Source organism: Bernardetia aquimarina, assembly GCF_042180575.1.
GTDB lineage: Bacteria > Bacteroidota > Bacteroidia > Cytophagales > Bernardetiaceae > Bernardetia.
On sequence record NZ_CP170094.1, the window covers coordinates 524,540 to 549,536 of the forward strand.

The following is a 24,997-nucleotide window of genomic DNA, read 5'->3' on the forward strand; positions in this document are numbered from 1 at the left end:
AACCAAAACACCTCTTACCCAACTCAAATTTCACTTGTTTTATATTCCATCTTTACTTACAAAATTAGAGTGTGAGAAGCCTAAGCCTGTTGGTCTTTAACTTTGGGTTGCCGTTGTGATGACCAACAAAAAACAGAATTAGTAAAGAATAATCAATAGCATACTACTAGTATTTTTCAACAAATAGTCCAGTTCAAAAGAGCAGACTGTCTATTTTAAACAGTCACTCTACAAACTTGACCTTATAGAAATATAAGGATGTAACAATATAACACTTTGTCCAGTAGTATGCTTTGTTGCTTTGACAGGTCGTAATTGTTCCTAAGTACTCATTTTCAGTTCTTTCACAAAAGAAAAATAATCAAAAGAAAATTTTATACAATCCTTATACGAAAGTTTTGGTGTTTTTTCAGTTAGATTGGGATACATAAATTCTTCCAAATTGCTTTCTCCATAAATAGTCAATCGCTGTTTATAAGATTCTATTTGTGTTACTGAAAAATCTGAAATCCTAATAATAGTTCTATTGTTGTAGCGTCCATAGGAAAGTTAAATTACAAAATTATCGCTAAATTGTCGGAAGAGCCAAAACTTTTATAACCTCTACTTCTGCCACAAGCCAAATATGACAGAGAAGTCATTTTTTCTACAAATTTCAAAATGATCATAAATCAAAAAGGCATTTTATTCAAAAAATAATTTTGAATAAAATGCCTTTTTTTAGAAACAAAAATTAGAAAATAAGCAATTCTAGTTTTCAGAGTCAGTATTTGAAGTTTCTGTGTTTGCTTCAACTTCTTTGTTTTCTTCCACTTTTTCTTCTTTTGGAGGAGTTGTCAAGATTTTGATTTGATTTTCTATGGCTGCAATTTCAGTTTTTGCATTTGAAATTTTTTCGTTAAATTCTTCACGAAGTTTGTCAGCCGTTTTTGATTTTGCAAAAAACTCAATATTATTTTGCCACAAATTAATTTCGTTTTCTAAATCTGTAATTTTACGTTTGAGTTTGTTTTCAGTTTGTTTGAAGTCTCCAGCCATTTTTGGATTATTCTTAATAGCTTTTGCTTGTGTTTTGAAGTGGAATGTTTGAGCTTCTTCGCTGCTTAATTCCGAATTTTTCATAAACTTTTTATTTACCTCATCAAAACGGTCTTGAATGGTACGAATATTTTTACGTGGTACAAAACCAATTTCATGAAACTTCAAATGTAATTCTTGTAATTTTACTGTATCATTTGACTTTGCTTTTGCAAGTTCTTCTATTTGATTACAAACTTCTAATTTTTGTTTCAAATTTTCTTCTTGTGCAGCATCTTGTTCTTTATAACGATTACGACGACGCTCAAAGAAATAATCAGCAGCTTGTTTGAATTGTTGATAAACTACTTCACGTTGCTTTTCAGGAACATGTCCAATTTCTCTCCATTCACTCTGCAATCTTTTTAGTTGATTGGCTGCATTATCCCAGTCTGTACTTTCTTTGAGTTCTTCAGCTTGTTTGATAAGCTCTTGTTTTTTGACTAAATTTTCATCTCTAGCTGCATCTAATTTCTCAAAGAATTTAGATTTATTGTTGAAAAATAATTTAAAATTATCCCAAAATTGTTTGTTCAAACTTTTAGCTACTTCACGAGGGGCAGGTCCAATCGCATCCCATTGTTTTTGAAGCTCAACAAGTTCTTGAGTTTTGTTATTCCAATCTCTAATTCTGTCTGTATCAAAACTTACAAACTCTTCTACTTTCAAGCAAAGGTCTTGTTTGAGTTTCATATTTTCTTCCAACTGTGCCTTAAAATTCTCTGCATACTCTCTACGAGCATCATAAATTTTGTCAGAAGCTAATTTAAAACGCTCCCAAAGTTCTTCTCTATCTGCTCTAGGAACAGGTCCAATTCGCTTATATTCTTGATGCAAACGATTGAGTTCAGTAACTGCATCATTGATTTTATCATAATTCAAAAGTTCTTCAGCACGAGTAACAATCGTCTTTTTGGCTTCCAAATTACGTTCACGGTCAAGAGCTAAAAGTTCACGCTCTTGTGATTTTTGATTATAAAAAAGGTCAAGTAATGCCTTATAATTTCTATAAATTTCATCAGCTTCTTGCATCGGAACATATCCAATACTTTTAAATTCTGATTGAATCGCTTTAACTCTATCAAATTCACCTTTTCTTGAAAGTTCACTTGGCTTTGAAGTATCAGTCAGAGAACGAAGTTCTTCAATAATAGCTTGTTTTTTCTTTAAATTACTTTGTTTTTCGCTTTCTAACTTTGCGTAATGATTGCGTTTTGCTTCTTTTATTGCCTTAAAGTTTTCATAAAACATTCCTGTAAATTGGTCTTGTTGGAATGAAAATCCTTCTTTTTCTTCGGCTGTTGTTGCTGCTTCTTCATATTTTTGACGAGCTTCTTCACGTTCTTTTTCATTGAAACTGTCTATGAATTCTCTAATTTTTGAAACTTGGTCATCCAAATAACGAAAGTTTATTCTGCCTTCTGAAGCTGTTGCTTCTGCTGCAAGCATGGCACTTTTAGAAACTAATTCTTCTTTCGAAAATGTAGAATAGTCTTCTTGAGGACGTTCTTCGGTTTTTTCTTTTTCCGAATTTTCATTTTCTGTATCATCTGTTTTTTCATCATCCGAAGCATTTGTTTCTTCGCTTTCTTTTTTGATAGCTTCCAAATCTTCTTGACTTACCTCTTCATCAGCTTCTTCTGCTGATTCGTCTTTAAGTTCTGGTTTTTCTAGGTTATTTTCCAGTTCGTTTACTACTTGGTCTTGATTAGTAGTTTCGTTTTCGTTTGTCAAATTCTCGTTTTCTTCGTTCATCATAATAGTTACAAGATAAAAATCAGCAATAAATAAAAGTATTGTTATTTCTTTTAAGCCTTGAGACTCTGTCATCAAATGAGCTTGTGGAAAAACAATATACGTAAGGCAATTTTATAAACTAATGATTCCTTTTTTATCAATTAAATATAAAGCTAAGGAAGTAATTATTTTATAGCTGTATTACAAAAATACAGTCATTGGCAAAGTTAGAAAAATTAAATTGAATTGATAGACAAATTATCTATCTAATAACAAAGTTTTCTTATAAAAAAAGAAAAATCCTATTTTGATATTTTATCGATAACAAAACCAATAGCCACAATTATAAAGACCGAGTAAAAAAACAAAAAATTATCTAATCTTGAAATAACATCATAAGACTAGACAATAAAAAAACGCTTTACAAAATTAAATGTAAAGCGTTTTTTGTCGCTGACAACTTAGGAATAATTACGAATGTAATACACTGAATATCAATATTTTGTTATTTTCAAATAAGTATGTTATTTAATTTCAATTCCTTAGAAGTTGTCATTAAAACCTAATACTAAATTCCAGCTTTTTTGAGAGCTTCAGTAAGTTTAGGAACTACATCAAAAGCATCTCCTACTACACCATAATCAGCCGATTTGAAGAAAGGAGCTTCTCCATCTTTATTAATTACAACAATAGTTTTAGAAGAGTTTACACCTGCTAAATGCTGAATTGCACCCGAAATACCAATAGCAATATATAAAGAAGGAGCAACTTTGATTCCTGTTTGACCTACGTGTTCGTGGTGAGGTCTCCAGTCCATATCTGAAACTGGTTTAGAACAAGCTGTTGCTGCGTGTAATTCATTTGCTAAGTTTTCAATCATTCCCCAGTTTTCAGGACCTTTCAATCCACGACCAGCAGAAACAACTAAATCAGCTTCTGGCAATAAAATATCACCTTCTTGTTTTTTCACATCTGTTACCTTGATAGCAAAATCTTTAGCTCCATATTCTGGACTAAACGCTTCAACAGTAGCCGAACCACCAACAGAATCATCTACTGCAAGTGCATTTTTAGCTATTGTAAGCACTTTATTTTCGCCTTCTAATTTTGTGTCTGCAAAAGCTTTTCCTGTAAAAACACCTCTACGAACGACAAAACCATTGTCTGTTTGAGGTAATGCAACTACGTTTGAAGCTACTGTTGCCTTCATTTTTACGCCTACTCGTGGTGCTGCTGCATCAACAGTAGAAGAACGTGACATAACAACTGTATTTGCACCAACTTTATTAGCTGCTGCTGAAATAGCACTAGCAATAGCACTTACAGGACGAGTAGAAAGTTTGTCATCACTTACTTGCAAAACAGTTTTGACACCATATTTCCCAAGGTCTGCTAAATTTTCGGCTTTATCTGTAACTAAAGCTGTTACATCTCCTGTGTTCATTTTGGTTGCATACGTCAATGCCTCTAATGAAGACTTTTTCACTGCATTGTTATCTGCTTCTATATATACTAAAACTGACATAGTTTTATTTGTTTTATATTTTTAATTTTATGTAATATGTCGTTGGTGAGGACACCAACAACGGCAAAACCAATGAAAGAGAGAAAATACAAATAACGTCATTAATAAATAGTAGTATATAATTCGTAATTCGTAATTCCTAATTTGAAATTGATTAGAGTACCTTTGCATCTTCTTTCAAAAGACGTACAAGTTCGTCCATATTATCAGCATCAATCATTTTTACATTTCCACGAGAAGGAGGAAGTTCGAAATTTACGATTTCTGTTGGTGCTGATTGTGAAGTTGGTTCAACTACTTCTAAAGGCTTTTTACGAGCCATCATAATACCACGCATGTTAGGAATTTTCCATTCTGCGATTGGTTCTTGACAACCTGCTACAAATGGCATTTCACATTCTACATATTCTTTTCCACCTTCGATTTCACGCCCCATTTTAGCTGTATTTCCTTCTACTTCTAATGTCATACAAGGAACGATACAAGGCATATCTAACATTTCGGCAACCATTCCATGAACCTGTCCACCATTATAATCACTGGCTTCACGTCCCATCAAAATCATATCAAAATTTTTGTCTTTTGCATACGCTGCAATCTGTTCAGCGACAAAATAAGCATCTTTTGGGTGTGCATTGATACGAACAGCATCATCTGCTCCAATAGCTAATGCTTTACGGATAGTAGGTTCTGTATCTGCTTCTCCTACATTGAGGACAGTCAGTTTTCCTCCACTTGCCTCTTTGAGTTCTACGGCACGAGCAAGAGCATAATCATCATAAGGACCAATAATAAACTGTACACCGTTTTTGTCTAATTCTGTACCATCAAATTTAATTTTTGTTGTTGTGTCGGGTACATGACAAATGCAAACTAATATATTCATATAAAGAGATTGGTAAAAACGAGTTAAAAAATGAATAATTCCTTTTTCTTAATTTACTAAAGATTTTTCTTAAAGATAAACCTTTGAAACTACCTAGATAAAAGGAATGATTAATAAAAATGTTTGGAATGTGTGTGAATCTAACTGCGAATATACGGCATGTTCTTTAAAAGCGCAATTTTGTAATAGATTGTTGAAGGAAAATGACTTTTTTGAGGCAAATGTCTAAAATAATGTAGCATTGTATGATACTTCTTCGCACTCTTTCTTAAAATTAAATTATAGTCAGATACACGAAATTACCTTGTCAAAATATCAATAGCCTGTTCCTTGTATGTCTTAATAAATACTTTAGCGTCTGAGATAGTAATAGGATAACTTACTAATTCTTCACTCAATGAGTTTTCATTCTCTTTTATTTTATAAACATGTTGAAAACTAAATCCATTTTGAATCAAAAAAATTGCAACTTTCCATAATTTATCATTTGATTTTTTAGGAGGTTTGAAAAGATGACTGACAAAAAGCATTTTTTCAGCGCATTTAGGACATTTTTTTGCAACAATTTTTTCGTAGTTAGTTCCCAAATTCTCTGTTCTTCTGCATTCTAAACATACATTTTTATACCCCATATTGTAATCAAATTAATTCTTATATAGAAAAAAAGACAAGCTATTTTCTCTACAAATTCGTATTTCATTCATTTATTTTGGACTTCTTACTTCATAAATCTGACTTCTTTTTTTAAACTGTTTTGACATAATACAAACTAAACAAATCAAAATCTTCGTGGCTTTCTAGTTGGTCAAAGTGATAACCAAAACTCAAATGGGCAGTACGCTGACCAAATTTCACATAAGCATATCTATCTAAAAGCTGAAAAATTTTTCCATCCTTATTAATTTGTCCATAAAGAACAACTTCCAGTTTTTGAGAATCTATTTTTGCGTCATCACTTACAGCCAAAATAAAATAAGCTACTTCTTCGGCATTCTTAAACTCAAAACGATTCAAGAAAAGTAGGTTCTGCCCATCCAAAACAGCTACAAAAAGTTGGTTTCCTTCTATCAACGCATGCACTTGATTTGATTTATTTTCTTGTAATAAAAGACCTTCCAAAAAAGCAGCCGTTTGATGTACATACGTAATTCCTGTTTTTTGATGAGGATATTTTTCTTCTATCCAATCAGAAACTGCTTTGGGCATAGAAAAAAGACAGTTTGTAGATGCAAGTTGGTGTTCGCTAAACTGTACATAGCTTCTAGACGTATCTAGTGTAGTATTAAAACGCAGATAAGAAAGTGCATATTCTGTCCTAAAAAATTCATCAGGAACAAAAGTAAATTCTTGCTCGCCCATCATCAGTGCAATTTTCTGCCAATAACCAGCAGAAGCAAAACTATGTGTATCTACTAAATAACTAAATGCTTCTAAAATTTGCTCATCATTTTCGAAAGGAGAATCAACCGTATAGCGTTCATAACACAAACAACGGTCTGATTTCGTATCAAAAACAGCCAAACGACACTGGGTGGGTGTAAGGGCAAAACATAGTTTGTATCTGCCAATTTGGTCGACTTCAAACTTTTCATCTCGTAAAATTAAATCTTCTTGGAACACGCTATTTTTTTTGTGTTAATGTGATGCGACTAATTTTTATAGTTACTAATCGAATAGCTAAGAAACTAAAAAAACTACACTCTTGCAAACAAAGTGAGAAGTTAAAAGTCAGATTTTAGAAGTAAAATGTCCTGAGTTTTAAATTTTATATAAAAAGCAAAATTTTGTATTCGTTTTATTCTATTTCTTTTCTGTTTTATTCTCATAAAAAAAGCATTCTGAAATCAATCAAAATGCCTTTTTTATTATTTGTATCACTCGTATTTCATTTCAGGAGCTAATTTATAATTTCTTACTATTCTTTTTCAAAATCTAACGAAATAGAATTGATACAATAGCGCATCCCTGTTGGTTTGGGTCCATCATTAAAAACGTGTCCTAGATGCGAACCACAATTATTACAAACTACTTCTGTACGAACCATGCCATGAGAACGATCAGTTATTTCCTTTACATTTCCCTCAATCGTTGTATAAAAACTTGGCCATCCACTACCTGACTCAAATTTTGTTTTTGAATCAAATAGTTTTTCATGACACGCTCCACAAGTATAAATTCCTTTTTCGTGATGGTCATAAAATTCACCAGTAAATGCTCGTTCTGTTCCTTTTTGACGCAAAACTCGGTATTCATTTTCTGTTAATTCTTCTTTCCATTCGGCTTCAGTTTTCTTTTCTTTGTAATCTGACATAGAAGTATCTTTTTTATTTTTTAAGTGGTTTAGATTTTTATAATGTGAATTATCTTCAAGGCTTTCAGTAGCCTCTACTTTTTTATCAGCCTTATTGTTTTCAGATTTATTTTGAGAATCATTTGTGAAGCTCAAAAATGCAATAATTCCTATCGAACAAACAACAGCTAATATTGGCAAAATTAAAGTTTTTATTTTCATATTTCTATAAACGAAATAATCTAATACTTTGTTTATTAAGGAATTATAAAAAAATGGCGTATAATACTATTTTTTATCGAAATTTGTTGTTTAATTTTTTATACACTTTTTACACCTTAAAAAAGTACGATACATTTTTCTCACTAAAGCGTATGCTACAACTCACAACTATTTATAAACAATTTCCTTTAATGGAAAACTATGCTGTCAATGATGTTTCATTTTCTCTCCAAAAAGGCGAAACATTGGCTCTTTTGGGAGAAAGTGGAAGTGGCAAAACTACACTTTTGAGAATGATAGCAGGATTAGAAAAACCTTCAGAAGGCTCTATTATTTTACAAAACAAATCAGTATTCGATAACAAAAACTCTATTTTTGTAAAACCTGAAAAGCGAAATGTCGGTTTGTTTTTTCAACATTATGCCCTTTTTCCTCATTTGACTGTTTTTGAGAATATCGCTTATGGATTGAGCAGTAAATTATATAACAAATCACAAAAAAAGGACAGGGTAAGCGAAATGTTATCTCTTGTAGAATTACCAAATTATGAAAAAAGATTTCCTCATGAGCTTTCAGGAGGACAACAACAACGAATTGCATTAGCTCGTGCGCTTGCTCCCAAACCTGAACTTTTACTTTTGGATGAACCTTTTTCAAACCTTGATGAACAATTAAAGGGAGAGGTTCGCCAACAAATTAAAACCATTTTAGAAAAAACACAGACCACAACTATTTTAGTTACCCATGATTTGCAAGATGCTCTATCTCTTTCTGACAAACTTGCTGTTATGCGAAATGGAAAAATTGAACAGTTAGATTCTCCTCAAAAATTATATCAAAATCCTCTTACAAAATATGTGGCGACACTTTTTGGAGAAATTCAGCAACTATCAGAATCAGAATACACTCGTCCAGAATGGATTGAAATTCTTGATAAAAATCCTAAAATAGAAAATCAAACTCACTTAGAAACAATAAAAATAGAAAAAATAAATTTTTATGGGAATAGTTATAAATTAATAGGAAAAAATAAAAACCATCAAACCTTTCAAGTTCATATAAATACCTATAAGGAATTCAAAAAAAATGATGAATTACAGATTGAAATAAAAAAGACTTTTTGTTTAGAGTAAATTAAATCTTAAAAGAATTTTGTATTTTGATGTTTCAAAAAAAACTTTACTTACTCTTATTTTATCATTTTATGAAGATTCAATATCTATTTTTAGTTTTTTCTCTATCTCTTTTATTATTTATTTTTTCTTGTCAGACAGCCAAGAAAACAGAAGATGTAGAAGAAAGTCATACTGAAAAACTAGCTCAACTTCTACAACAACAAAAACAAGATTCTCTACAACGTGCCTTTTGTAAATGTTTGGTTGATAGTACAAGTAGAGACGAAACAATAAAAAATATTGATAATTTTATTGCTCAAAATGTTGATATAAATATTCCTTGTAGTCTTAAAGAAGAAGTTGTTTCTGGTGCATTAGAAAGACTTTTTGTTAATATGGGAGTAGCTGTAAGTAACCGTCTTTTACGTACAAAATTTAAAAAAAGAGGTAAAAAAACAACTACTATTTTAAAAGAATATCCTATTGTAATGCTTTTTAGTGAAGATACAATTATGATTCGTCAGCTTGTGAATCGTGGTGCAAATTTGGACACAAAGACAAAAGATGTAGGTTCTATCTTAGAAAATTATGTTAGTCAGAATGAGTTAGAAAATATAAAGTTTGTTCTAAGTTTGGGAGCAAAAACCGAAAATTTAATTATACAGACTAATGATGAAAAAACACTTGACTTTTTGATTGAAAACGGAGCAAAGACTGAAAATATAGATAAAGTAAGTTTGTTTGAAGAAGAGAATTACAAGCAGTTAGCAGAAAAATATAAAATTGATATAAGCAAAATAACCTGTGAAGAATTTACTCAATTATCTAAAATAACTCAATTTCAAAAAATTAATTTTGAACGTACAAAATGGCTTTTAGAAAATAATGTTGATGCTTCTTGTATGGATGGTATTTTTTTAGAAAAAATAATCGACGAAAATTTTGATGGACGAGTTTATAGCAATCGTACTAAGAAAAAAGCAAACCAGCATACAAGAAAAGAATGGATAGAATTGGTGGCAAAATACAATGTAAACTGGAATCAATGTGGTTCGTTTGGAAAAAACCCTTTAATACTTGTCGTAGAAAAACATAATACAGAACTTCTAAAGACACTATTAAACCAAAAAGCAAATCCAAACTTTGCTTGTAGTTTTGCAGGACAACAAAAAACAGCCAAATATGCAATAGAGAAAGAAATAAACTATGCAGAAAATAATGAAAAAAGAAAAAAAGAAAGAGAAAAAGAGAAATACAGCAAAAAAGACGCAGAAAAGCATGCTATTTATCTTAAAAAACTACAGGAAATTAAAGAATTGCTAGACAGATAATAAGAGTATGAAACATCATTTATAACCCATAACTTACAACAGGGCATTTCATTCCAAGTCATATTCTATTTTTACCTCTGTAAGTCCATCACGAACAAAATCTAACATTTCGGCACCTTTTCGTGTAACATCAATTATTCTTCCTTTTTTAAAAGGTCCTCTGTCATTTATTCGTACTCTGATTTTCTTATCATTTTTCAGATTAGTAACTGTTACCATTGTACCAAAAGGAAGAGTTCGGTGTGCTGCTGTCAAGAGTTTTTGTCTAAACTTTTCGCCACTTGCTGTGGGTCTTCCTTCATATTTATCTCCGTAATAAGATGCAATTCCTGTTTCAGAATGTTCTCCTGCTTTTGCAGAAGAAGTATCTTTTTTCTTACCAAACAGAGAAGTACAAGAAGAAGAAACAACAATTAATGATAGAAATAGAAAAACCACTTTAACTTTGAATTTCATATTATTTTGACTTTTTATTATTATTTTGATTTCTCAATTTAGTAAAATAATTAAACAAAAAAAGAAGGTCAATGTCAAAACCTCCCTTCTTTTTTTCTTTTATATAAAATCAACTCTTACTTAAATTTCTTTGCCATTTCGCCAGCCATATCCTCAGCATAAACGCCATACGCATTTACCAAAACACCTTTTAAATTGTATTTGTCAGATTTGATAGCATATAAAATAGCAGAATCAGAAGGGTTTGTTTCTCCCTCAAAACGAAAAGTGTCTTTAATTTCGAATTCATTTGGATAGATATGAATTTCTTTTCCATCTTTTTCGCACACCAAACATTCTTTTTTTAGATTAAAATCAGTTGTATAACCTTCATTTTTGAGTGCATTCATTGTTTCACTCAATGTATCAAGTGTATGAAGAGGAGAATTTGGATTTGAATTAGTATTAGTATGCTGTAATTCTTCTAATACAATTCTATCTTCTTTTTGCTGTTGTTTTTGATTTTCTTTGTTGTTATCCATAATAATAGTTTTTTAAAAATTAAAGTTTAAAAAATAGTAGTTTCTTATCTATTAAAGTCTCTTTTAAGGGGTTTTGTTTTGGATAAAATTGATTTATTCTACTTCAAGAACAGAAACATGGCTTGTTCCTGTATGTTTTGAAGTTTTATTTATAGGGTCAATTATCCAAACGCCATCTATAATAAATTTATAATCATAGTTTCCCTTGTCTAAATCTATTTTACAAATCCATTTACCTTTTTCTTTTTGGAATATATTTGATGTTTCATTCCAATCATTAAAATTACCTACCAAACTTATCATTTTTGCATTTTGATAAGAGGAAAGTCTGAAAATAATAGCACCTTTTTGAGGTTGAGTAAGTTGGTTTATGATTTTTTCTATTCTTTGAGAATTTTGTTTATCGGTTTCTTGTTCTAAACTCTTCTCATAAAACTCTATAGCCTTTTGATTATTCCCCTCTTTTAGAGCAATCAAACCCAAATTTTGATAAGTATTGATTGAGTTGAGATAAAATTTTAGATTAGAATAAAAGGATTTTTTTGCTTCTTCAAAACGACGTTGATTTATAAATTCTTCTCCTATTTTATTCATAATTTGTTCATTGAGTTTAGTAGTATCACGAATAAAATTTTTATTTTTTTTAATAGAATAGTTTTTAATTGCTGCATCAAAATCTGTTTCTATAAAATCATAAAAGGCATGAAAAGCTGTTTCTTTATAATATTGATAGCCTTGCCACTCCCACCCTGTTTGCTCATTTTCCATAAAGAAAGAAGTAATTTTTGGTGTAATAGAAAGTCCATTCCTGCTATTTGCAAAATAGACCAAACCGTTTTTCTGATGAGGAGAAACTACAAAATAAGCCTTAAAAGCTCCGTTATCGCCCCAATGCCAAAACTGTTTTTGATTATTTTTAGTTTGTAATCCTACTCCGAGTCCCCATTCTATTACAGCATCATTCGAAGAAGTAGCTATAATTTGTGGTGTTAAAAACTTTTCAACCATTTCCTTAGAAAGTCCTTGATGATTACAAATAGCCATCAAAAATTTTGCATAATCTTCAGCCGTTGTTTGTAAGCTGTATGCTGCACCTGCTTTTGTCCATTTAGGGGCATTTTCCAAAACAGATAATTTATTATGAGGTAGTGCATAATTTTCTTCAAAGTATTGCTGCCATTCATAACTTGTATTTTTCATTTCTAAAGGAATAAAAACTCTTTCTTGAGCTAATTTTTCAAGATTTTTTCCTGTGATATGTTCTACTGTTTTTTGTAACCACATAAATCCTTCTCCTGAATAGTGAAATTGATTATTGTTTGAATATTCAAAATTAAGATTTCCGTTGCGCCAGTTTGGAAGTCCTGTTTGGTGTGTCAAAAGCATTCTTGTGGTAACTGATTCTACTCTTTTTTTATCTTCAGTATTTGTTAAATGCTTAAAATCTGGATAATCATAATAAGAAGAAATAGGCGTATCCAAATTTAGTTTACCTTCTTCTACAAGCTGCAAAATGATATAAGAAAACAAAACTTTACTCAACGAAGCAGCCGAAAAAATTGTGTTTATATCAATAGAATCTTTTTCATAGAGATTCCGATAGCCATACGCACCTATTTTTTTGATTTTATTTCCTTCAAAATAAGCCAAAGAAAGTGCAGGAATATGAGCTTCTTGCATTACTTGACGGATTTCTTTATCTAAAGATTTTGGGTCAGAAGAGTAAAGTAGATTTTGAGAAAGAGCTATTTGAATTGAAAAAAATGAGCAAAAAAGCACCGAATAAAAATAAATAAAATTCATATAAAAAGGTAATGGATTAGTTTTTATTTTCAAAGACACTTAAATTATGAATGTGGTTGCATAAAATTTATCATTTTCAAAAATTCTTCTTTTTATTTTTTTATTAAGATTGTCCATTTATAGGAATACAAACCTCAAAAGTAGTTTGTCCATTTTCAGAATTTACTTTGATACTTCCTTTGTGTTGTTGAATGATTCGGTGTGTAATATCCAATCCTAAGCCTGTTCCTTTCCCTATTTCTTTTGTGGTAAAAAATGGGTCAAAAATATTATTTATTATCTCTTTTGGAATTCCTCCTCCATTATCTGTAATTTTTGTCAAAACAAAATCGTGGTCATTTTTACTTTCTATGAGTAGTTTTCCTCCTCCATTTTCTGGCATTACATCAAGCGCATTATCAATTATATTTGTCCAAACTTGATTGATTTCACCTGCTTGTCCTTGTACTTTTGGTAAATTATCTTCAAAATTCAGTTCTACTTCTATTTTTTTGACTTTAATTTTATGATTGAGTAAAGTCAATGTATTTTCTATTCCTTCCACAATCGAAACTTGTGTAGCATCTGCACCTTTGTCCATGTGTGTATAAGACTTGATTGATTTTACTAAATGTCCAATTCGTTCTGAAGCATCTTTTATTTCTTGAATTGTTTTTTCAGTAATTAAATTATTACAAATCCAATTCAGAACAGGGCTTAAATGTGCTGCTGAAACAATTTCTTCTACCCTTTCCAAATCCTTAATTTCAAAATCATATTCTACAAAAGTTGGTGCAATATCAAAGGCATCTCTCACTTCTTTATCTTCCATGTAATCTAATAATTCGTCTTCTAAATTGCTTTTTTGAAGAATAGTTTTTTTAGATTTTTGGGATGTATTTTTATCTTTATTTTGGTAATCATTGATTTTTTCGAACATAAAATCATTGATTTTTTCGACTTCCTCTGCTGTTACCTTAATTGTCATTACATCTTTAAACTGCTCTGGTGTATTTTTGAGGTGTTTTTGTAAAGACTCTGCACTACGCACAACTGCTGAAGCTGGATTATTAAGTTCATGAGCAAGCCCTGCAGAAAGTTTTCCAAGTGAAACCATTTTTTCTGTCATTTGCTGGTTTTTGGTAAACTCTCTTACTCGTGTTGTCATTCTTCTTACGAGTGCTTCTGTGAGTTCATAATTTTTTTGAATAAGCTTAGGAAATTTGGACTTATCAAAACAAAGTAATTTTGTAGGTTCTAAAGCAATCCCATAACCTGTTGATTTGCTCATACGAGAATAGGGAAGTTGTCCTGTAATTTCATGAGGTTCATAGATAGCAAGTTGTCGCATCTGTCCATTTTGGGCAATGTAAAGACGAATCCTGCCACACAAAACAATATACATACAATTTATTTCGATATTAGGCTGAAACAAAAATTCTCCTTCTGCCAAATCTTGACATTCTGCTTGCTCCAAAAGCCATTCTAATTGATTTTCAGGAACTTCTTGAAAATAGGGATTTTCTTTTAGGTATTCTAAGTTAGTCATAAAATTGAGATATAAATATTTTCAGTTTTTTTGCTATTTTGATTTAAGAAACAAAAAAGAAGTATTTATTTTTGCAATGATTAAAAAGCAAAACCAAATACTTCTAATTATGAGATTCAAGGCATGTTCATTAAGGCAAACGCACGAAATTTTATTTTTTAAGAATTGGTTCAAGCGAGGACGCTTAAACCAGTTTTTGTCTAATTCAAGCGTCCTCGCTTGAATTTTAAAACTAAAAAAATAGGTCAAAAAGAGTGTAAAATCACACATTTTATTTTCGTGCGTTTGCCCTACATGTTCATTGAAAACTTTGAATAATTTCAAATTATTTTGCACTCAAAATTTTCTTGTATCTAACCTCATCATTCAATACTTCAATAGCTGCTTTCATATCCAAATCATCATCAAAGGTAGCCTCCATTGCTCCTTGTTCTAAATAATAACGAGTAGCAATTTCTTTTTCTAAAAGCTCTATAATTTCAGCTTTATGATTACGCAAATCATTTTCTTTATTATGAGCAATACTCTTTTTGAATTCATTGATTTGAGGTTTTAAAGCTTCATAAGAATCTTCTTTTTGAGCAACTTCCTCCAAATCTTTTATCATTTTTTCTACTTTAGTTGTATAATCATATTCCTTAGTAGAAAGCCATTTGATAAAATCATTATATTCTGCATCTGTTAGATTAAATTTCTTTGCCTCTGCGATTGTTTTGTGTTCAAAATGATATTTATTGGCATAATCAAATAAAAGACTTTTCAAAAATAAAGTTTGTGTAATTGGTGCATATTTGTCGTGTTCGATAGAAATATCTGGCTTCACTCCACCTCCATCATATACCAAACGCCCAGCAGCCGTTTTGAAAGGCATACGAAGCGAATCAGCCATTTTTCCTACGCTTCCATCTTCATTTCTGTTGGCATAATCAATCGCTTGAATACATCTTCCACTTGGAATATAATATTTTGCTATCGTAACTTTTAGTTTTGAGTTGTAAGAAAGCGAACGAGTGGCTTGTACCAAACCTTTTCCATACGTATTTTCTCCAATCAAAACTCCTCTGTCATAATCTTGAATTACTCCAGAAACAATTTCGGCAGCCGAAGCACTTGTACCACTTGTCAAGACTACTAAAGGAATCTGTGTATCTGTTGCTTCTGAAAGACCATTATAGGTTTTGTTCCAATCTTTTACTTTTCCTTTTGTACTTACAATCTCTTTTCCTTTTTCTACAAAAATATTAGAGATTTTGACAGCCTCATCCAAAAGTCCTCCTGGATTTCCTCTTACATCAAAAATTATTTTTTCTGCTCCTTTTGCTTTTAAAGCCAATAAAGCATCATTTACTTCTTTGCTTGCATCACGAGTAAAATCAGTTAGTTTTATCATTCCGATATTTTCTGTTACCATTCCGTAATAAGGCACATTATAGGTCTGAATTTTTTCTCTAGTAACTGTAATATCAATCGGATTTTCATTTCCATATCGTTTAATTGAAAGAATAACATCTGTTTTTGCTTGTCCTTTCAAAAGTTGGCTTGTTTCATCATACGTTTTGTCTGCTAATGAAATTCCATCAATAGCAAGAATTTCATCACCTATTTTTATTCCTGCTTTATCGGCTGCAAAACCTGCTAAGGGCATCATAATTAATATTCTACCATCTCTTGTTCCGACAGATGCACCAATTCCACTGTATTCACCTGTTGTCATGGTGCGATAGTCTTCAATTTGGTCTTCTGAAATATAATTTGTGTAAGGGTCTAGTGATGCCAACATCGCATCAATTCCCGTTTTCATGAGTTTGGCAGGTGTTACATCATCTACATACCATGTATTTACCTCTTTGAAAAGGGTTGCAAAAATATCTAGGTTTTTGGCAATCTCAAAATACTTTTCACTTGGATTATAGAAGGCCGAACCTGTCATAAAGACAATTAAAAGCCCTGCAATACCGTATTTGAATTTCTTTTTTAGTTTAGGAAGTTTTAGTTTCATAGGAAGAATCTATATAAGTTTTTGATAAATTTTCTTTTAGTGTTTTGTAATTGATGCTTTAATATTCCCCTAAAATATTTATAAAGAATAGAATAATTTTTGAGACTTATATTTAGAAGCTATCAATTACACAAAAGTAAGGACAAATAAATATCCATTTTCTGTTCTATTAATCTAATATACAGAAAAAACACATATTTCGTTGTAATAAATGTTTTGTTTATTGAAATTTAAGAATCTAAATGGTGAAGTATATCATCATTTTTGATTTCTAGTTTGCTAAAATAAGTCCCAGTTATACATAAAAACTCCTACCAAACCCTAAATCAAAACAAATCTTAAAAATATTTTGCAGAATAATATGCTATAAATGAGCATATTAGCAAAATTATAATTGGAATAGTTATTGCAAAACAAAACCTTATTTTATTTTTTTACGTAAATATAACCACAAACATTTTAAGTAATAAACTTTAAAAACTAAAACTACTTTAGCTTAAAGGTTAAACTAACTTTAAAATAAGTTTTGCATATTTGCATCTACTTATAACTTAACACAACAAAAAAATTACACAGCCATGAACGAATTAATCACACTTTTAGAAGCTCCCTATAACTTAGTTTATGGAGTATTGGGTGCAATTTCTGTCGGAATCTGGCTTATGTCTGCAATCGGATTATTTAGTCATAGTGCAATAGAAGGATTTTTTCCTCATCCACACCTTGATATTGATGTAGATATAGACATTGATTTTGATGCCGATGGTGGAAGTAATTTTAGTTTAGGTGATAGTTTTCTTACCTTTTTGAGTGTCGGACAAGTTCCTATTTCAATAATCTTTACAATCTTGTTTTTTATACAAGCAATTATTGGAATTTGGCTCAATCAGTTTGCTATCAATCAATTAGAACTTACTAATAATGGTTCTTGGCAAATTTGGACTATGTTTTTTGTCAATTTTGGAATTTCTTTTTTTGTAGCTGTTTTTATTGCAGGTTTTTTATTGAAACCCATAAAACCATTCTTTAGAGATTACGGAATTGTCAGAACTGCAAATAGTCTTGTAGGAAAGGTAGCTATTGTTTCTTCTTCAGAAGTTACAGACAAATTTGGAACTGCTATCTTTAAATTAGATGGAGGAGATATCGTTGATATTTCTATCCGTGTAGCTGAAAAAGGCTCTGTCTTCGTAAAGAGGCAAGAAGTAGTCATTGTAGATTTTGATAAAGAAAAAAATTTATACTTTGTGATGCTAAACTAAATAAAGTTTGGAAGTCAGATGTATGAAGTTAGAAGTAATTCAAAATACTTTTAATTTTTCCTTCTTATTTTATTTTTCACTTCTGACTTTACTTTCTTATAGGAAAAGGCAAGCTGTTTCCCTACTTATTCTGCATTGTATTACTTCTGAATTCTTAATTCTAACTTTTTACTTTACACTCCCATGTGAACTTTATATGCCTTCGTTTTTGCGAAACTTGTTTTCGTACTGCTTTTCTTTTGCCAATACTACATAAAATTTAGCAAAAATTAATAAAAATTCTTTTCTTGTAAAGGAATCTATTCAATGAAAAGCAATCAAACTTATTTATCTAGTTTTAACTTAATCAAAAAAAACATGAACGCAATTATTTTGCAAGCCGTTAATGGTGTACCTACTTTTGTATTTATTGCAGGGGGTGTTATCCTCTTCTTTGTCTTTTTAGTTGCTTTGCTTAGAGCATTTCTAAAGAAAGCAAGCCCTGGTACTGCCCTTGTAAAAACAGGTTTTGGACTTCAACAGGCTTCTATTTCTACTAGTTCTGCAATCGTTATTCCTCTTCTTCACAAAATAGAAACGATTGATTTGACTGTCAAAACGGTCAGAATAAGAAGACGTGAACACGAGAGTCTTTCTTGTAAAGACGGTATCCGTGCCGAAGTTGAAGTTGATTTTTATATCAAAATCAATGCTATGGACGAAGATATTCGTCGTGTGGCAAGTGCCGTAGGTTGTGGGAGAGCTTCTGATATTAGTATTCTTAGAGAACTTTTTGAAGCAAAATTTTCGGATGCTCTGAAAACAGCAGGTTCGAAACTAACTTTTGATTCGTTGTACCAAAACCGTACAGAATTCAAAAAGGAAATCATGAAGGCTTTAGGAGAAGATGAGGATTCTGACGTAATTCTTAATGGATATAAGCTAGACGATGTAGCTATTCAATATTTGGAGCAACTTCCTCTTTCTCAACACGATGACCAAAACGTTCTGGATTCGCAGGGTATTAAAGAAATTGCTCAACGTACTGCATCACAAGCAGAGGCTGCCAACCTTCGTTTACGTGAAAAGGAAGTTCGTATTGCAGAACAAAATCAAGCTGCCGAAACTCGTCAGTTAGAGATTACGCAAGATTTGGAGTTTAAAGGTGAAAGACAAAAACGTGAAATCGCTGAAACGAAATCTAGAGAAAATGCTTTAGCTGAAAAAACCAAACAAGAGCAAGAGTCTATCGAACAACAAGCGAGTATTGCTAGAGAATTAGCAATCAGTTTGGCAAATCAGCAAAGGGAACAAGAATCGACTGTCGCTCAAAAAATGAAAGAGCAAACGATTAGTGTAGCTGATGAAACCAAAGAAAAAGAGATTGAACTGGCTCGTATTCGTAGAGAAAGTGAAGTAGCAGAGCAGCTTCGTGAAAAACTCAAAATGCTAGAAGAAACGGCAAAACAAGAAGCCGAAAAAATCAGAGCAGAAGAGCAAGCAAAGACTGTTCAAGCTGTTGAGGTGGCAAATCGTGATAAAGAAATCGAAGTAATTAGAGCAGAACAACAAGCACAAACACAGGTTACAAACCAACGTGTTGAAGCTGATATCAAAGCCTATAACTTGATTAAGAATGCACAATCGAAGCAAGAAGCTGCTGACCTAGACTTGAAAACGGCTGATAAACAAGCTCAAATTGAAGTCATTGAAGCAGACAAAGAAGCTAAGAAAGAATTGATTGCTTTCAATGTAGATGTAGATGCAGAGGCATATCGTTTGAGAACAGTTGCACAAGCAAAATTAGAGGCTGCTGAGTTGGAAAGCAAAGCTGCTGATTTGCAATCACAGACAATTAAGCAAATTGGAGAAGCAGAAGCACATGCACTTATGCTCAAAATTGAAGCTCAAAATAAAGTGGGTAAAAATCTTATTCTTGCAGATGCAATCAAAGAACTTATTCCTTTATTACCTACAATTATGGAGAAACTTATGGCACCTGCTGAGAAAATTGATAGTATCAAATTTTTAAATATCAATGGAATACAATCAGGGACAGGAGTAGCTCAAAATGGTAATGCTGCAAATGGAAACGTATTTGGAGGAGGTTCTTCACCAATGCAAAACATTATGGGAACAGTTATGGGAGTTGGAATGGCAGTTCCGATGCTCAAAGAAGTTGTCAAGACCATCAAATCAGATAATGAATATGGTGATGTTTTGGAAATGGTAAGTAGCATTCCAGGAGGCGAAAAATTGCTTAATTTCATTGAAAACTTCAATGAAGCTGAAAAAGCTAAAGAAGAAGAAGCTAAAAAAGATGATGATTCGGCTGCTGATGTTGAATACCTATAACCTTTAGTTTAAATATTAAACTGATTAACATGAACTTGGAATTATAAAACAACATTTACAGTTACTTAAAACAAATTAGATAAACTTTTCAGTTTGTTCTAACAAGGTTTGACTTTAGCTGAATAAAATCAGACAGACAAGTAAGTACTGAGATATAAAAAAATAAATTATAATTTAAAATATAATTCCAAGTTCACGTTAATAGTTAGGTATTACAAAATAATTTCCAAGTTACCTATACCAAATAAGTTAAAATTTTTATTACAAAATAAACCATTCCATGAAAACGGCAGAACAACGCTTATTAGAGCAAGAACAAGAAATTCGTAATCTTAGAAAACAAAACACAACTTTAAAAGAAGAATTATCTACTTTAGATAAAAAGGCTATTTTATTTGATACAATGATTGAATTAGCAGAAAAAGAATATAAAATTTATATGCAAAAAAATGCAAATGCGAAATAAGGTGAACTCGGAATTTATAAATAATTTTTAAACTTACACACTTTATGAAACAGTGTCTTTTAGATTATTTATAATCCACAAACTTAACTCTGATTTTCATTAAATTAACTCTCATTTCTTCTACTCTCAAAATTACGTTTGTAGTTTTGGGAGTTTTTTTGTGTTACTATGCTAATCATACCAACAAAAACAGCATTATACCAAAATAAAAATTATTTTTCCCTTTACATATTTCTTGTTCAAGTATTTTGCTTGGACACTCTTTTTTGTCAGCATATGCTGACAGAATAGACAGACACAAGATAAAATCTTGCGCCAGCAAAAGGGAAATGCAATATTTATATTGGTATTATTTTTCCATAAAATTGCGTTTATGGGTTGAATCCAAGATGGAAAAATCTAAATACTAACTGAATTCTATGCTCAAACAACTTCATAATTAAACTAAAGCTTTCCTAAGAGCCAAGGCATATCCATAATGTACACCTTCATGTGTATTATTGAAATGTATTGTATCTTCAATATTCTTTAATGTATAATTATAGCTTGTTGGGTATGCTGTAAAAGAATCAAACATAGATTTGTTTTCTGAATAATCTTTTTCAAATTTATCAATCAAATCAAAAGCTAGTTTTTTGAGTTCTTCTACTTCTTCTTTGGTTGCATCTACTTCTGGTTTTGTTCCTTTTCTATATTTATTAACTAATTCCTCACTGATATACATTTTATTTCCAGAAAGCTTGTAACATAAAAGTTGCTGTGTAACAACAAGATGTCCAAAATTCCAAATGAGATTATTAGAAAATCCTTGTGGAACTTGATTGATTTGTGCTAATGAAAATTCATTCAATAGATTTAAAAAATTTGTACGAGTGGTTTTTAGAAGTTGCATTTTGTTGATTAAAATTAAGTAATAAATAACTGAACAGAATTTTGAGGTTTATTCTTGATAAGTTGAGATAGCTGAAAGTACACAAAAGCAGATTGATAAAAAAATGTATTTTCTTAAAGAGAAGAGAGAAAATTGCATTGATGAGTTGAATACAAGTTTGAAAAAGAGAAGGATAAAGGCTGTATGACTTAAATTATCTTAGAGAATTGCTAGAATAAATTTCGTGTGTTTGCCCTAAAAATTAAAGGTGGAAAATACAATATCAACAAATATAACTAAATTGCGACAATTTGTTATGCAACTGTATGATAGTAAAACTTCTGATTTCCCAAACTCTAATCCCCTAACTCCCAAACTATGAAAAAAATTGAACTTACATTACCTAATACATTATCTCCCACCAAACCCATTTTAATAGACTATCACCTCCCAAGTAATAAGACAACAAGTTTCAAAACTCCTGTTATTGTTTTTTTACACGGTTTTAAAGGCTTCAAAGATTGGGGTGCATTTAATCAAATGGCGCAAATTTGGACAGATAAAGGATTTTTAGTTTTTAAACTAAATTTTTCTCATAACGGAACCACTTCCGAAAACCCTCTTGATTTTGGTGATTTAGATGCTTTTGGAGAAAATACAATTACAAAAGAATTATCTGATACAGCCACTCTCATTAATTTCATTTACAATACAAAATCAGATTTACCAAGAAGAAATATAGAAGATATTTGTTTAGTAGGGCATAGTAGAGGAGGAAGTACAGGTATTATTTATGCATCAAAAGATAAAAGAATTAAAAAAGTAGTTACACTTTCGGCAGTAAGTGATTTGGAAACTCGTTATTTTAATGAAGAAAATCAAAGAGAATGGCAACGAAAAGATGTAGTGATTATTCAAAATGGACGAACCAATCAAAAAATGCCTTTATATGAATCTTTCTATAAAGATTTCAAAAAAAATCCTTCAAATTACTCTGTCAAGGAAGCTACACAGAAACTTAATCAAGCAAATACACCACAGCTTATTATTCATGGAACAAAAGACACTTCTGTAACTCCACAAGATGCACAAGATATTTTTGAGTGGAGTAATTCGACGACAAGTCAAAATCAGAATGCAAAATTAGTTTTGATAGAAGATGCAGACCATACTTATAATACCAAACATCCAAACTTGATAAGCAATAATGATGATTTGCCTACTCCTTTTTTAGAAATGACCAATTTGGTAGCTCGTTTTAAGTAGTTATTGAAGAATAATACCTAAAAGACAAAATACGTTTCTAGATTTTCAAGTCAAAATAGCAACCTTAAAAAGTTAAATCTTGTTAAATAAAAAATTGTTAAATTTTTAGTCAATTTAAAAATTGTAGAATACAGTTTTTAAATTGACTTTTTTTTAGTCTTTAATTTTTGATTTTTCTACTCAAAAAAGAAAACTGAAAAAAAATAAAAAAAATCATGATTTTCTATTTTTTGATTTTTATCTCAAACCAATGGAATTACTTCTAAAAGAGCGTTTCTCAAAATAAATCATTAGCTACGCAGTTTTTTAAAGAATTTTTTTAATAACTCTTCACATTCTTGCGCCAAGATTTCATTTTCTATTTTTATTTTTTTTGGAAACAAATTTGAATGTGTAAGAACAGAAAAACCTCGTTGTAAGTCATTTGCTCCATAATAAATCTCTGAAATCTGTGACCAAGCCAATGCACCAGCACACATTACACACGGCTCAAGTGTTACATATAGCTTACAACCCGTCAGATACTTAAAATTTAGTGTATTAGTAGCCGAAGTAAGAGCAATAAGTTCGGCATGAGCAGTTATATCTTGCAGTTTTTCGGTCATATTATGTGCTCTAGCAATGATTTTTTGATTGTGTACAACGATAGCACCTACTGGAATCTCTCCAGCTTCAAAACTTTTTTGTGCTTCCTTTAAAGCTTCTTGCATAAAGAAAGTATGAGAAAATGGAGTTAAAAAACTACTCATTATTATTTTAAATTACGTATGTGATTTTTTGTATAAAAAAATTTTATTTTAACATAAATACATCATTATCATATCTGTTTTTTATTAAAATTAATCGTTGATTTTGATTGATTCGTCGAAAATAACGATTCGTTTACCGACACAAAGTTGCTATTTATATTATCTGGCATTATTAATGATAAGCGAATTTCAAACTATTCTAAAAAAAAATCATCTGTAACTTTCATTTTTAATAAAACGTTGTTATATTTGTATATATCAATCAATTATTACAGACACAGTACACTTCGTACTTCTTTTAAAAGCAATACCCACTATTAAGCCACGTTAAGAAGATGCAAACTAAAAGTAATTTAAGCAAAGAAAAAAAGTCTAAAATTTTTAAGACTAATTCTACTACAAACAAAAATACAAAAGGTAAGAGAAAAAAGAATTCTCTTCCTTTAGAAGACCTATTAGAGGCTAATGATAGTCAGCTCATTACTCTTTACAAATCAGGCGATGATGCTGCTTTTGCAGTTTTATTGAATCGTCATAAAAATAGAATTTTTACTATTTTGATTACGATTGTAAAGGATACTTATATTGCTGAAGATTTGATGCAAGAAGCCTTCATAAAAGTAGTAGATACAATTCGTTTGGGCAAATATAATGAAGAAGGTAAATTTTTGCCTTGGCTTTCTCGTATTGCTCACAACTTAGCCATAGATTACTTTAGAAAGCAAAAACGTTATCCTACTATTACTGTAGAAGACGGTAGTACAGTTTTTAATACCATAGAGTTCACTCAAAAATCCTCTGAAGAAGCTCATATTGAGCAAGAGATTTGTGAAAACCTAAAAAAACATGTGCGCCAGTTGCCTGATGCTCAACGAGAAGTATTGATTATGCGTCAGTATTTTAATATGAGTTTTCAAGAAATTGCAGATGCCACACACGTAAGTATAAATACTGCACTAGGAAGAATGCGTTATGCTCTTATCAATCTTAGAAAGCTTATGGATGCAAGCGAAGAAATTAATAAACAAAATTAATCAATTTGCTAATTACCATCTATAATAAGTGATTGGAAGGATTGAATACGAGCTTACTCATACTTACAAAGAACAACTCAAAAATACAGGTTATTCTATCTATATAAGCTAAAAAGTGTATGAAAAATTCAATCCTATCAAAAATTAGTTCTACCTCAAATTCTATCAAGACCAATAAAACCACATCGGATAATCAAGAAACTGATTTTCAGTATCTCCAAAATATGGTAGTTCGTTATGTGTATCAAGAAACTTCTTCAATAGAAAATTCAAAAATAGAATTTTTACTTCAATCAAATGAAAAGCTAAATCAGTTTTTTTATGAAATTGTAAATCTAAAAAAACAAATGGATGACTGTCAGACAAGACAAAAACCATCAAGTCAAGTGCTAGATAAAATATTGAATTATTCTAAAAAATAGAACTTCAATTTTTTTTAAATTTTAAACTAAAACCTTTGCTTAGTGGGTAGGCAAAGGTTTTTTTCGTAAAAGGATAGTATATACAAGACAACAAAACAGTCTT

Annotated in this window: 21 protein-coding genes; 8 read left to right on the forward strand and 13 right to left on the reverse strand. The window is 30.8% G+C overall.

Annotated features, from left to right (window positions below):
- Positions 1–750: 750 nt before the first annotated feature.
- The 6 genes from ACE193_RS02125 to msrB form a co-directional block, all read right to left on the reverse strand.
- Entirely contained in the window at positions 751–2,907 is a 2,157-nt protein-coding gene (locus ACE193_RS02125) for a DUF349 domain-containing protein (protein ID WP_375561371.1), read from the reverse strand.
- A gap of 475 nt (positions 2,908–3,382) precedes the next feature.
- On the reverse strand, positions 3,383–4,339 hold the full coding sequence (locus ACE193_RS02130) for an electron transfer flavoprotein subunit alpha/FixB family protein (protein WP_375561372.1): 957 nt from the start codon (positions 4,337–4,339) through the stop codon (positions 3,383–3,385).
- 154 nt (positions 4,340–4,493) lie between these two features.
- Complete coding sequence (locus ACE193_RS02135; protein WP_375561373.1) at positions 4,494–5,225, reverse strand: electron transfer flavoprotein subunit beta/FixA family protein; 732 nt, start codon at positions 5,223–5,225, stop codon at positions 4,494–4,496.
- A 299-nt stretch (positions 5,226–5,524) separates the two neighbouring features.
- Positions 5,525–5,857, reverse strand: coding sequence for a hypothetical protein (locus ACE193_RS02140; RefSeq protein WP_375561374.1), 333 nt, complete (start codon positions 5,855–5,857; stop codon positions 5,525–5,527).
- A 112-nt stretch (positions 5,858–5,969) separates the two neighbouring features.
- A complete protein-coding gene (locus ACE193_RS02145; RefSeq protein WP_375561375.1) occupies positions 5,970–6,845 on the reverse strand; it encodes a DUF3822 family protein in 876 nt (291 codons plus the stop codon).
- A 295-nt stretch (positions 6,846–7,140) separates the two neighbouring features.
- Positions 7,141–7,737 (reverse strand): peptide-methionine (R)-S-oxide reductase MsrB, encoded by a 597-nt coding sequence (gene msrB, locus ACE193_RS02150; protein WP_375561376.1) that lies wholly within the window; start codon positions 7,735–7,737, stop codon positions 7,141–7,143.
- Positions 7,738–7,889: 152 nt separating this feature from the next.
- On the opposite strand from msrB, the gene ACE193_RS02155 reads away from it, so the two are divergent.
- Both ACE193_RS02155 and ACE193_RS02160 read left to right on the forward strand, forming a co-directional pair.
- Positions 7,890–8,870, forward strand: coding sequence for an ABC transporter ATP-binding protein (locus ACE193_RS02155; RefSeq protein WP_375561377.1), 981 nt, complete (start codon positions 7,890–7,892; stop codon positions 8,868–8,870).
- A gap of 71 nt (positions 8,871–8,941) precedes the next feature.
- Positions 8,942–10,183: a hypothetical protein gene (locus ACE193_RS02160; protein ID WP_375561378.1), complete on the forward strand. Its 1,242-nt coding sequence runs from the start codon at positions 8,942–8,944 to the stop codon at positions 10,181–10,183.
- Positions 10,184–10,231: 48 nt separating this feature from the next.
- On the opposite strand, the gene ACE193_RS02165 is transcribed toward ACE193_RS02160, so the two are convergent.
- The 5 genes from ACE193_RS02165 to ACE193_RS02185 form a co-directional block, all read right to left on the reverse strand.
- Positions 10,232–10,639 (reverse strand): septal ring lytic transglycosylase RlpA family protein, encoded by a 408-nt coding sequence (locus ACE193_RS02165; RefSeq protein ID WP_375561379.1) that lies wholly within the window; start codon positions 10,637–10,639, stop codon positions 10,232–10,234.
- A 116-nt stretch (positions 10,640–10,755) separates the two neighbouring features.
- Positions 10,756–11,160, reverse strand: coding sequence for a phosphoribosylpyrophosphate synthetase (locus ACE193_RS02170; RefSeq protein ID WP_375561380.1), 405 nt, complete (start codon positions 11,158–11,160; stop codon positions 10,756–10,758).
- A gap of 93 nt (positions 11,161–11,253) precedes the next feature.
- Complete coding sequence (locus ACE193_RS02175) at positions 11,254–12,963, reverse strand: serine hydrolase (protein ID WP_375561381.1); 1,710 nt, start codon at positions 12,961–12,963, stop codon at positions 11,254–11,256.
- Positions 12,964–13,066: 103 nt separating this feature from the next.
- Entirely contained in the window at positions 13,067–14,491 is a 1,425-nt protein-coding gene (locus ACE193_RS02180; RefSeq protein ID WP_375561382.1) for an ATP-binding protein, read from the reverse strand.
- Positions 14,492–14,816: 325 nt separating this feature from the next.
- Positions 14,817–16,490, reverse strand: a complete 1,674-nt coding sequence (locus ACE193_RS02185; protein WP_375561383.1) for a S41 family peptidase — start codon at positions 16,488–16,490, stop codon at positions 14,817–14,819.
- Between the two features lie 578 nt (positions 16,491–17,068).
- On the opposite strand from ACE193_RS02185, the gene ACE193_RS02190 reads away from it, so the two are divergent.
- The 3 genes from ACE193_RS02190 to ACE193_RS02200 all read left to right on the forward strand — a co-directional run bounded on the left by ACE193_RS02190 (position 17,069) and on the right by ACE193_RS02200 (position 20,552).
- Entirely contained in the window at positions 17,069–17,752 is a 684-nt protein-coding gene (locus tag ACE193_RS02190) for a hypothetical protein (protein WP_375561384.1), read from the forward strand.
- A gap of 357 nt (positions 17,753–18,109) precedes the next feature.
- Positions 18,110–20,086, forward strand: a complete 1,977-nt coding sequence (locus ACE193_RS02195; protein WP_375561385.1) for a flotillin domain-containing protein — start codon at positions 18,110–18,112, stop codon at positions 20,084–20,086.
- A 280-nt stretch (positions 20,087–20,366) separates the two neighbouring features.
- The gene (locus ACE193_RS02200) at positions 20,367–20,552 is read left to right on the forward strand and encodes a hypothetical protein (protein ID WP_375561386.1); all 186 of its coding nucleotides are present in this window, start codon (positions 20,367–20,369) and stop codon (positions 20,550–20,552) included.
- Positions 20,553–20,991: 439 nt separating this feature from the next.
- Here ACE193_RS02200 and ACE193_RS02205 read toward each other — a convergent pair whose 3' ends face one another.
- On the reverse strand, positions 20,992–21,444 hold the full coding sequence (locus ACE193_RS02205) for a DinB family protein (RefSeq protein ID WP_375561387.1): 453 nt from the start codon (positions 21,442–21,444) through the stop codon (positions 20,992–20,994).
- 357 nt (positions 21,445–21,801) lie between these two features.
- On the opposite strand from ACE193_RS02205, the gene ACE193_RS02210 reads away from it, so the two are divergent.
- The gene (locus ACE193_RS02210) at positions 21,802–22,689 is read left to right on the forward strand and encodes an alpha/beta hydrolase family protein (protein ID WP_375561388.1); all 888 of its coding nucleotides are present in this window, start codon (positions 21,802–21,804) and stop codon (positions 22,687–22,689) included.
- Positions 22,690–22,979: 290 nt separating this feature from the next.
- Here the strand turns inward: ACE193_RS02210 and ACE193_RS02215 are convergent, their stop codons facing one another.
- Entirely contained in the window at positions 22,980–23,438 is a 459-nt protein-coding gene (locus ACE193_RS02215) for a nucleoside deaminase (RefSeq protein ID WP_375561389.1), read from the reverse strand.
- 335 nt (positions 23,439–23,773) lie between these two features.
- On the opposite strand from ACE193_RS02215, the gene ACE193_RS02220 reads away from it, so the two are divergent.
- Positions 23,774–24,472: an RNA polymerase sigma factor gene (locus tag ACE193_RS02220; RefSeq protein ID WP_375561390.1), complete on the forward strand. Its 699-nt coding sequence runs from the start codon at positions 23,774–23,776 to the stop codon at positions 24,470–24,472.
- A 119-nt stretch (positions 24,473–24,591) separates the two neighbouring features.
- On the forward strand, positions 24,592–24,894 hold the full coding sequence (locus ACE193_RS02225) for a hypothetical protein (RefSeq protein ID WP_375561391.1): 303 nt from the start codon (positions 24,592–24,594) through the stop codon (positions 24,892–24,894).
- The last annotated feature ends 103 nt before the right edge of the window (positions 24,895–24,997 follow it).

What these genes read in the sequence shown, in the direction of transcription:
- ACE193_RS02125 (WP_375561371.1), bottom strand. Translation starts at nt 2,907, where the DNA reads ATGACAGAGTCTCAAGGCTTAAAAGAAATAACAATACTTTTATTTATT.
- ACE193_RS02130 (WP_375561372.1), bottom strand. Translation starts at nt 4,339, where the DNA reads ATGTCAGTTTTAGTATATATAGAAGCAGATAACAATGCAGTGAAAAAG.
- ACE193_RS02135 (WP_375561373.1), bottom strand. Translation starts at nt 5,225, where the DNA reads ATGAATATATTAGTTTGCATTTGTCATGTACCCGACACAACAACAAAA.
- ACE193_RS02140 (WP_375561374.1), bottom strand. Translation starts at nt 5,857, where the DNA reads ATGGGGTATAAAAATGTATGTTTAGAATGCAGAAGAACAGAGAATTTG.
- msrB (WP_375561376.1), bottom strand. Translation starts at nt 7,737, where the DNA reads ATGAAAATAAAAACTTTAATTTTGCCAATATTAGCTGTTGTTTGTTCG.
- ACE193_RS02155 (WP_375561377.1), top strand. Translation starts at nt 7,890, where the DNA reads ATGCTACAACTCACAACTATTTATAAACAATTTCCTTTAATGGAAAAC.
- ACE193_RS02160 (WP_375561378.1), top strand. Translation starts at nt 8,942, where the DNA reads ATGAAGATTCAATATCTATTTTTAGTTTTTTCTCTATCTCTTTTATTA.
- ACE193_RS02165 (WP_375561379.1), bottom strand. Translation starts at nt 10,639, where the DNA reads ATGAAATTCAAAGTTAAAGTGGTTTTTCTATTTCTATCATTAATTGTT.
- ACE193_RS02170 (WP_375561380.1), bottom strand. Translation starts at nt 11,160, where the DNA reads ATGGATAACAACAAAGAAAATCAAAAACAACAGCAAAAAGAAGATAGA.
- ACE193_RS02175 (WP_375561381.1), bottom strand. Translation starts at nt 12,963, where the DNA reads ATGAATTTTATTTATTTTTATTCGGTGCTTTTTTGCTCATTTTTTTCA.
- ACE193_RS02180 (WP_375561382.1), bottom strand. Translation starts at nt 14,491, where the DNA reads ATGACTAACTTAGAATACCTAAAAGAAAATCCCTATTTTCAAGAAGTT.
- ACE193_RS02185 (WP_375561383.1), bottom strand. Translation starts at nt 16,490, where the DNA reads ATGAAACTAAAACTTCCTAAACTAAAAAAGAAATTCAAATACGGTATT.
- ACE193_RS02190 (WP_375561384.1), top strand. Translation starts at nt 17,069, where the DNA reads ATGAACGAATTAATCACACTTTTAGAAGCTCCCTATAACTTAGTTTAT.
- ACE193_RS02195 (WP_375561385.1), top strand. Translation starts at nt 18,110, where the DNA reads ATGAACGCAATTATTTTGCAAGCCGTTAATGGTGTACCTACTTTTGTA.
- ACE193_RS02200 (WP_375561386.1), top strand. Translation starts at nt 20,367, where the DNA reads ATGAAAACGGCAGAACAACGCTTATTAGAGCAAGAACAAGAAATTCGT.
- ACE193_RS02205 (WP_375561387.1), bottom strand. Translation starts at nt 21,444, where the DNA reads ATGCAACTTCTAAAAACCACTCGTACAAATTTTTTAAATCTATTGAAT.
- ACE193_RS02210 (WP_375561388.1), top strand. Translation starts at nt 21,802, where the DNA reads ATGAAAAAAATTGAACTTACATTACCTAATACATTATCTCCCACCAAA.
- ACE193_RS02215 (WP_375561389.1), bottom strand. Translation starts at nt 23,438, where the DNA reads ATGAGTAGTTTTTTAACTCCATTTTCTCATACTTTCTTTATGCAAGAA.
- ACE193_RS02220 (WP_375561390.1), top strand. Translation starts at nt 23,774, where the DNA reads ATGCAAACTAAAAGTAATTTAAGCAAAGAAAAAAAGTCTAAAATTTTT.
- ACE193_RS02225 (WP_375561391.1), top strand. Translation starts at nt 24,592, where the DNA reads ATGAAAAATTCAATCCTATCAAAAATTAGTTCTACCTCAAATTCTATC.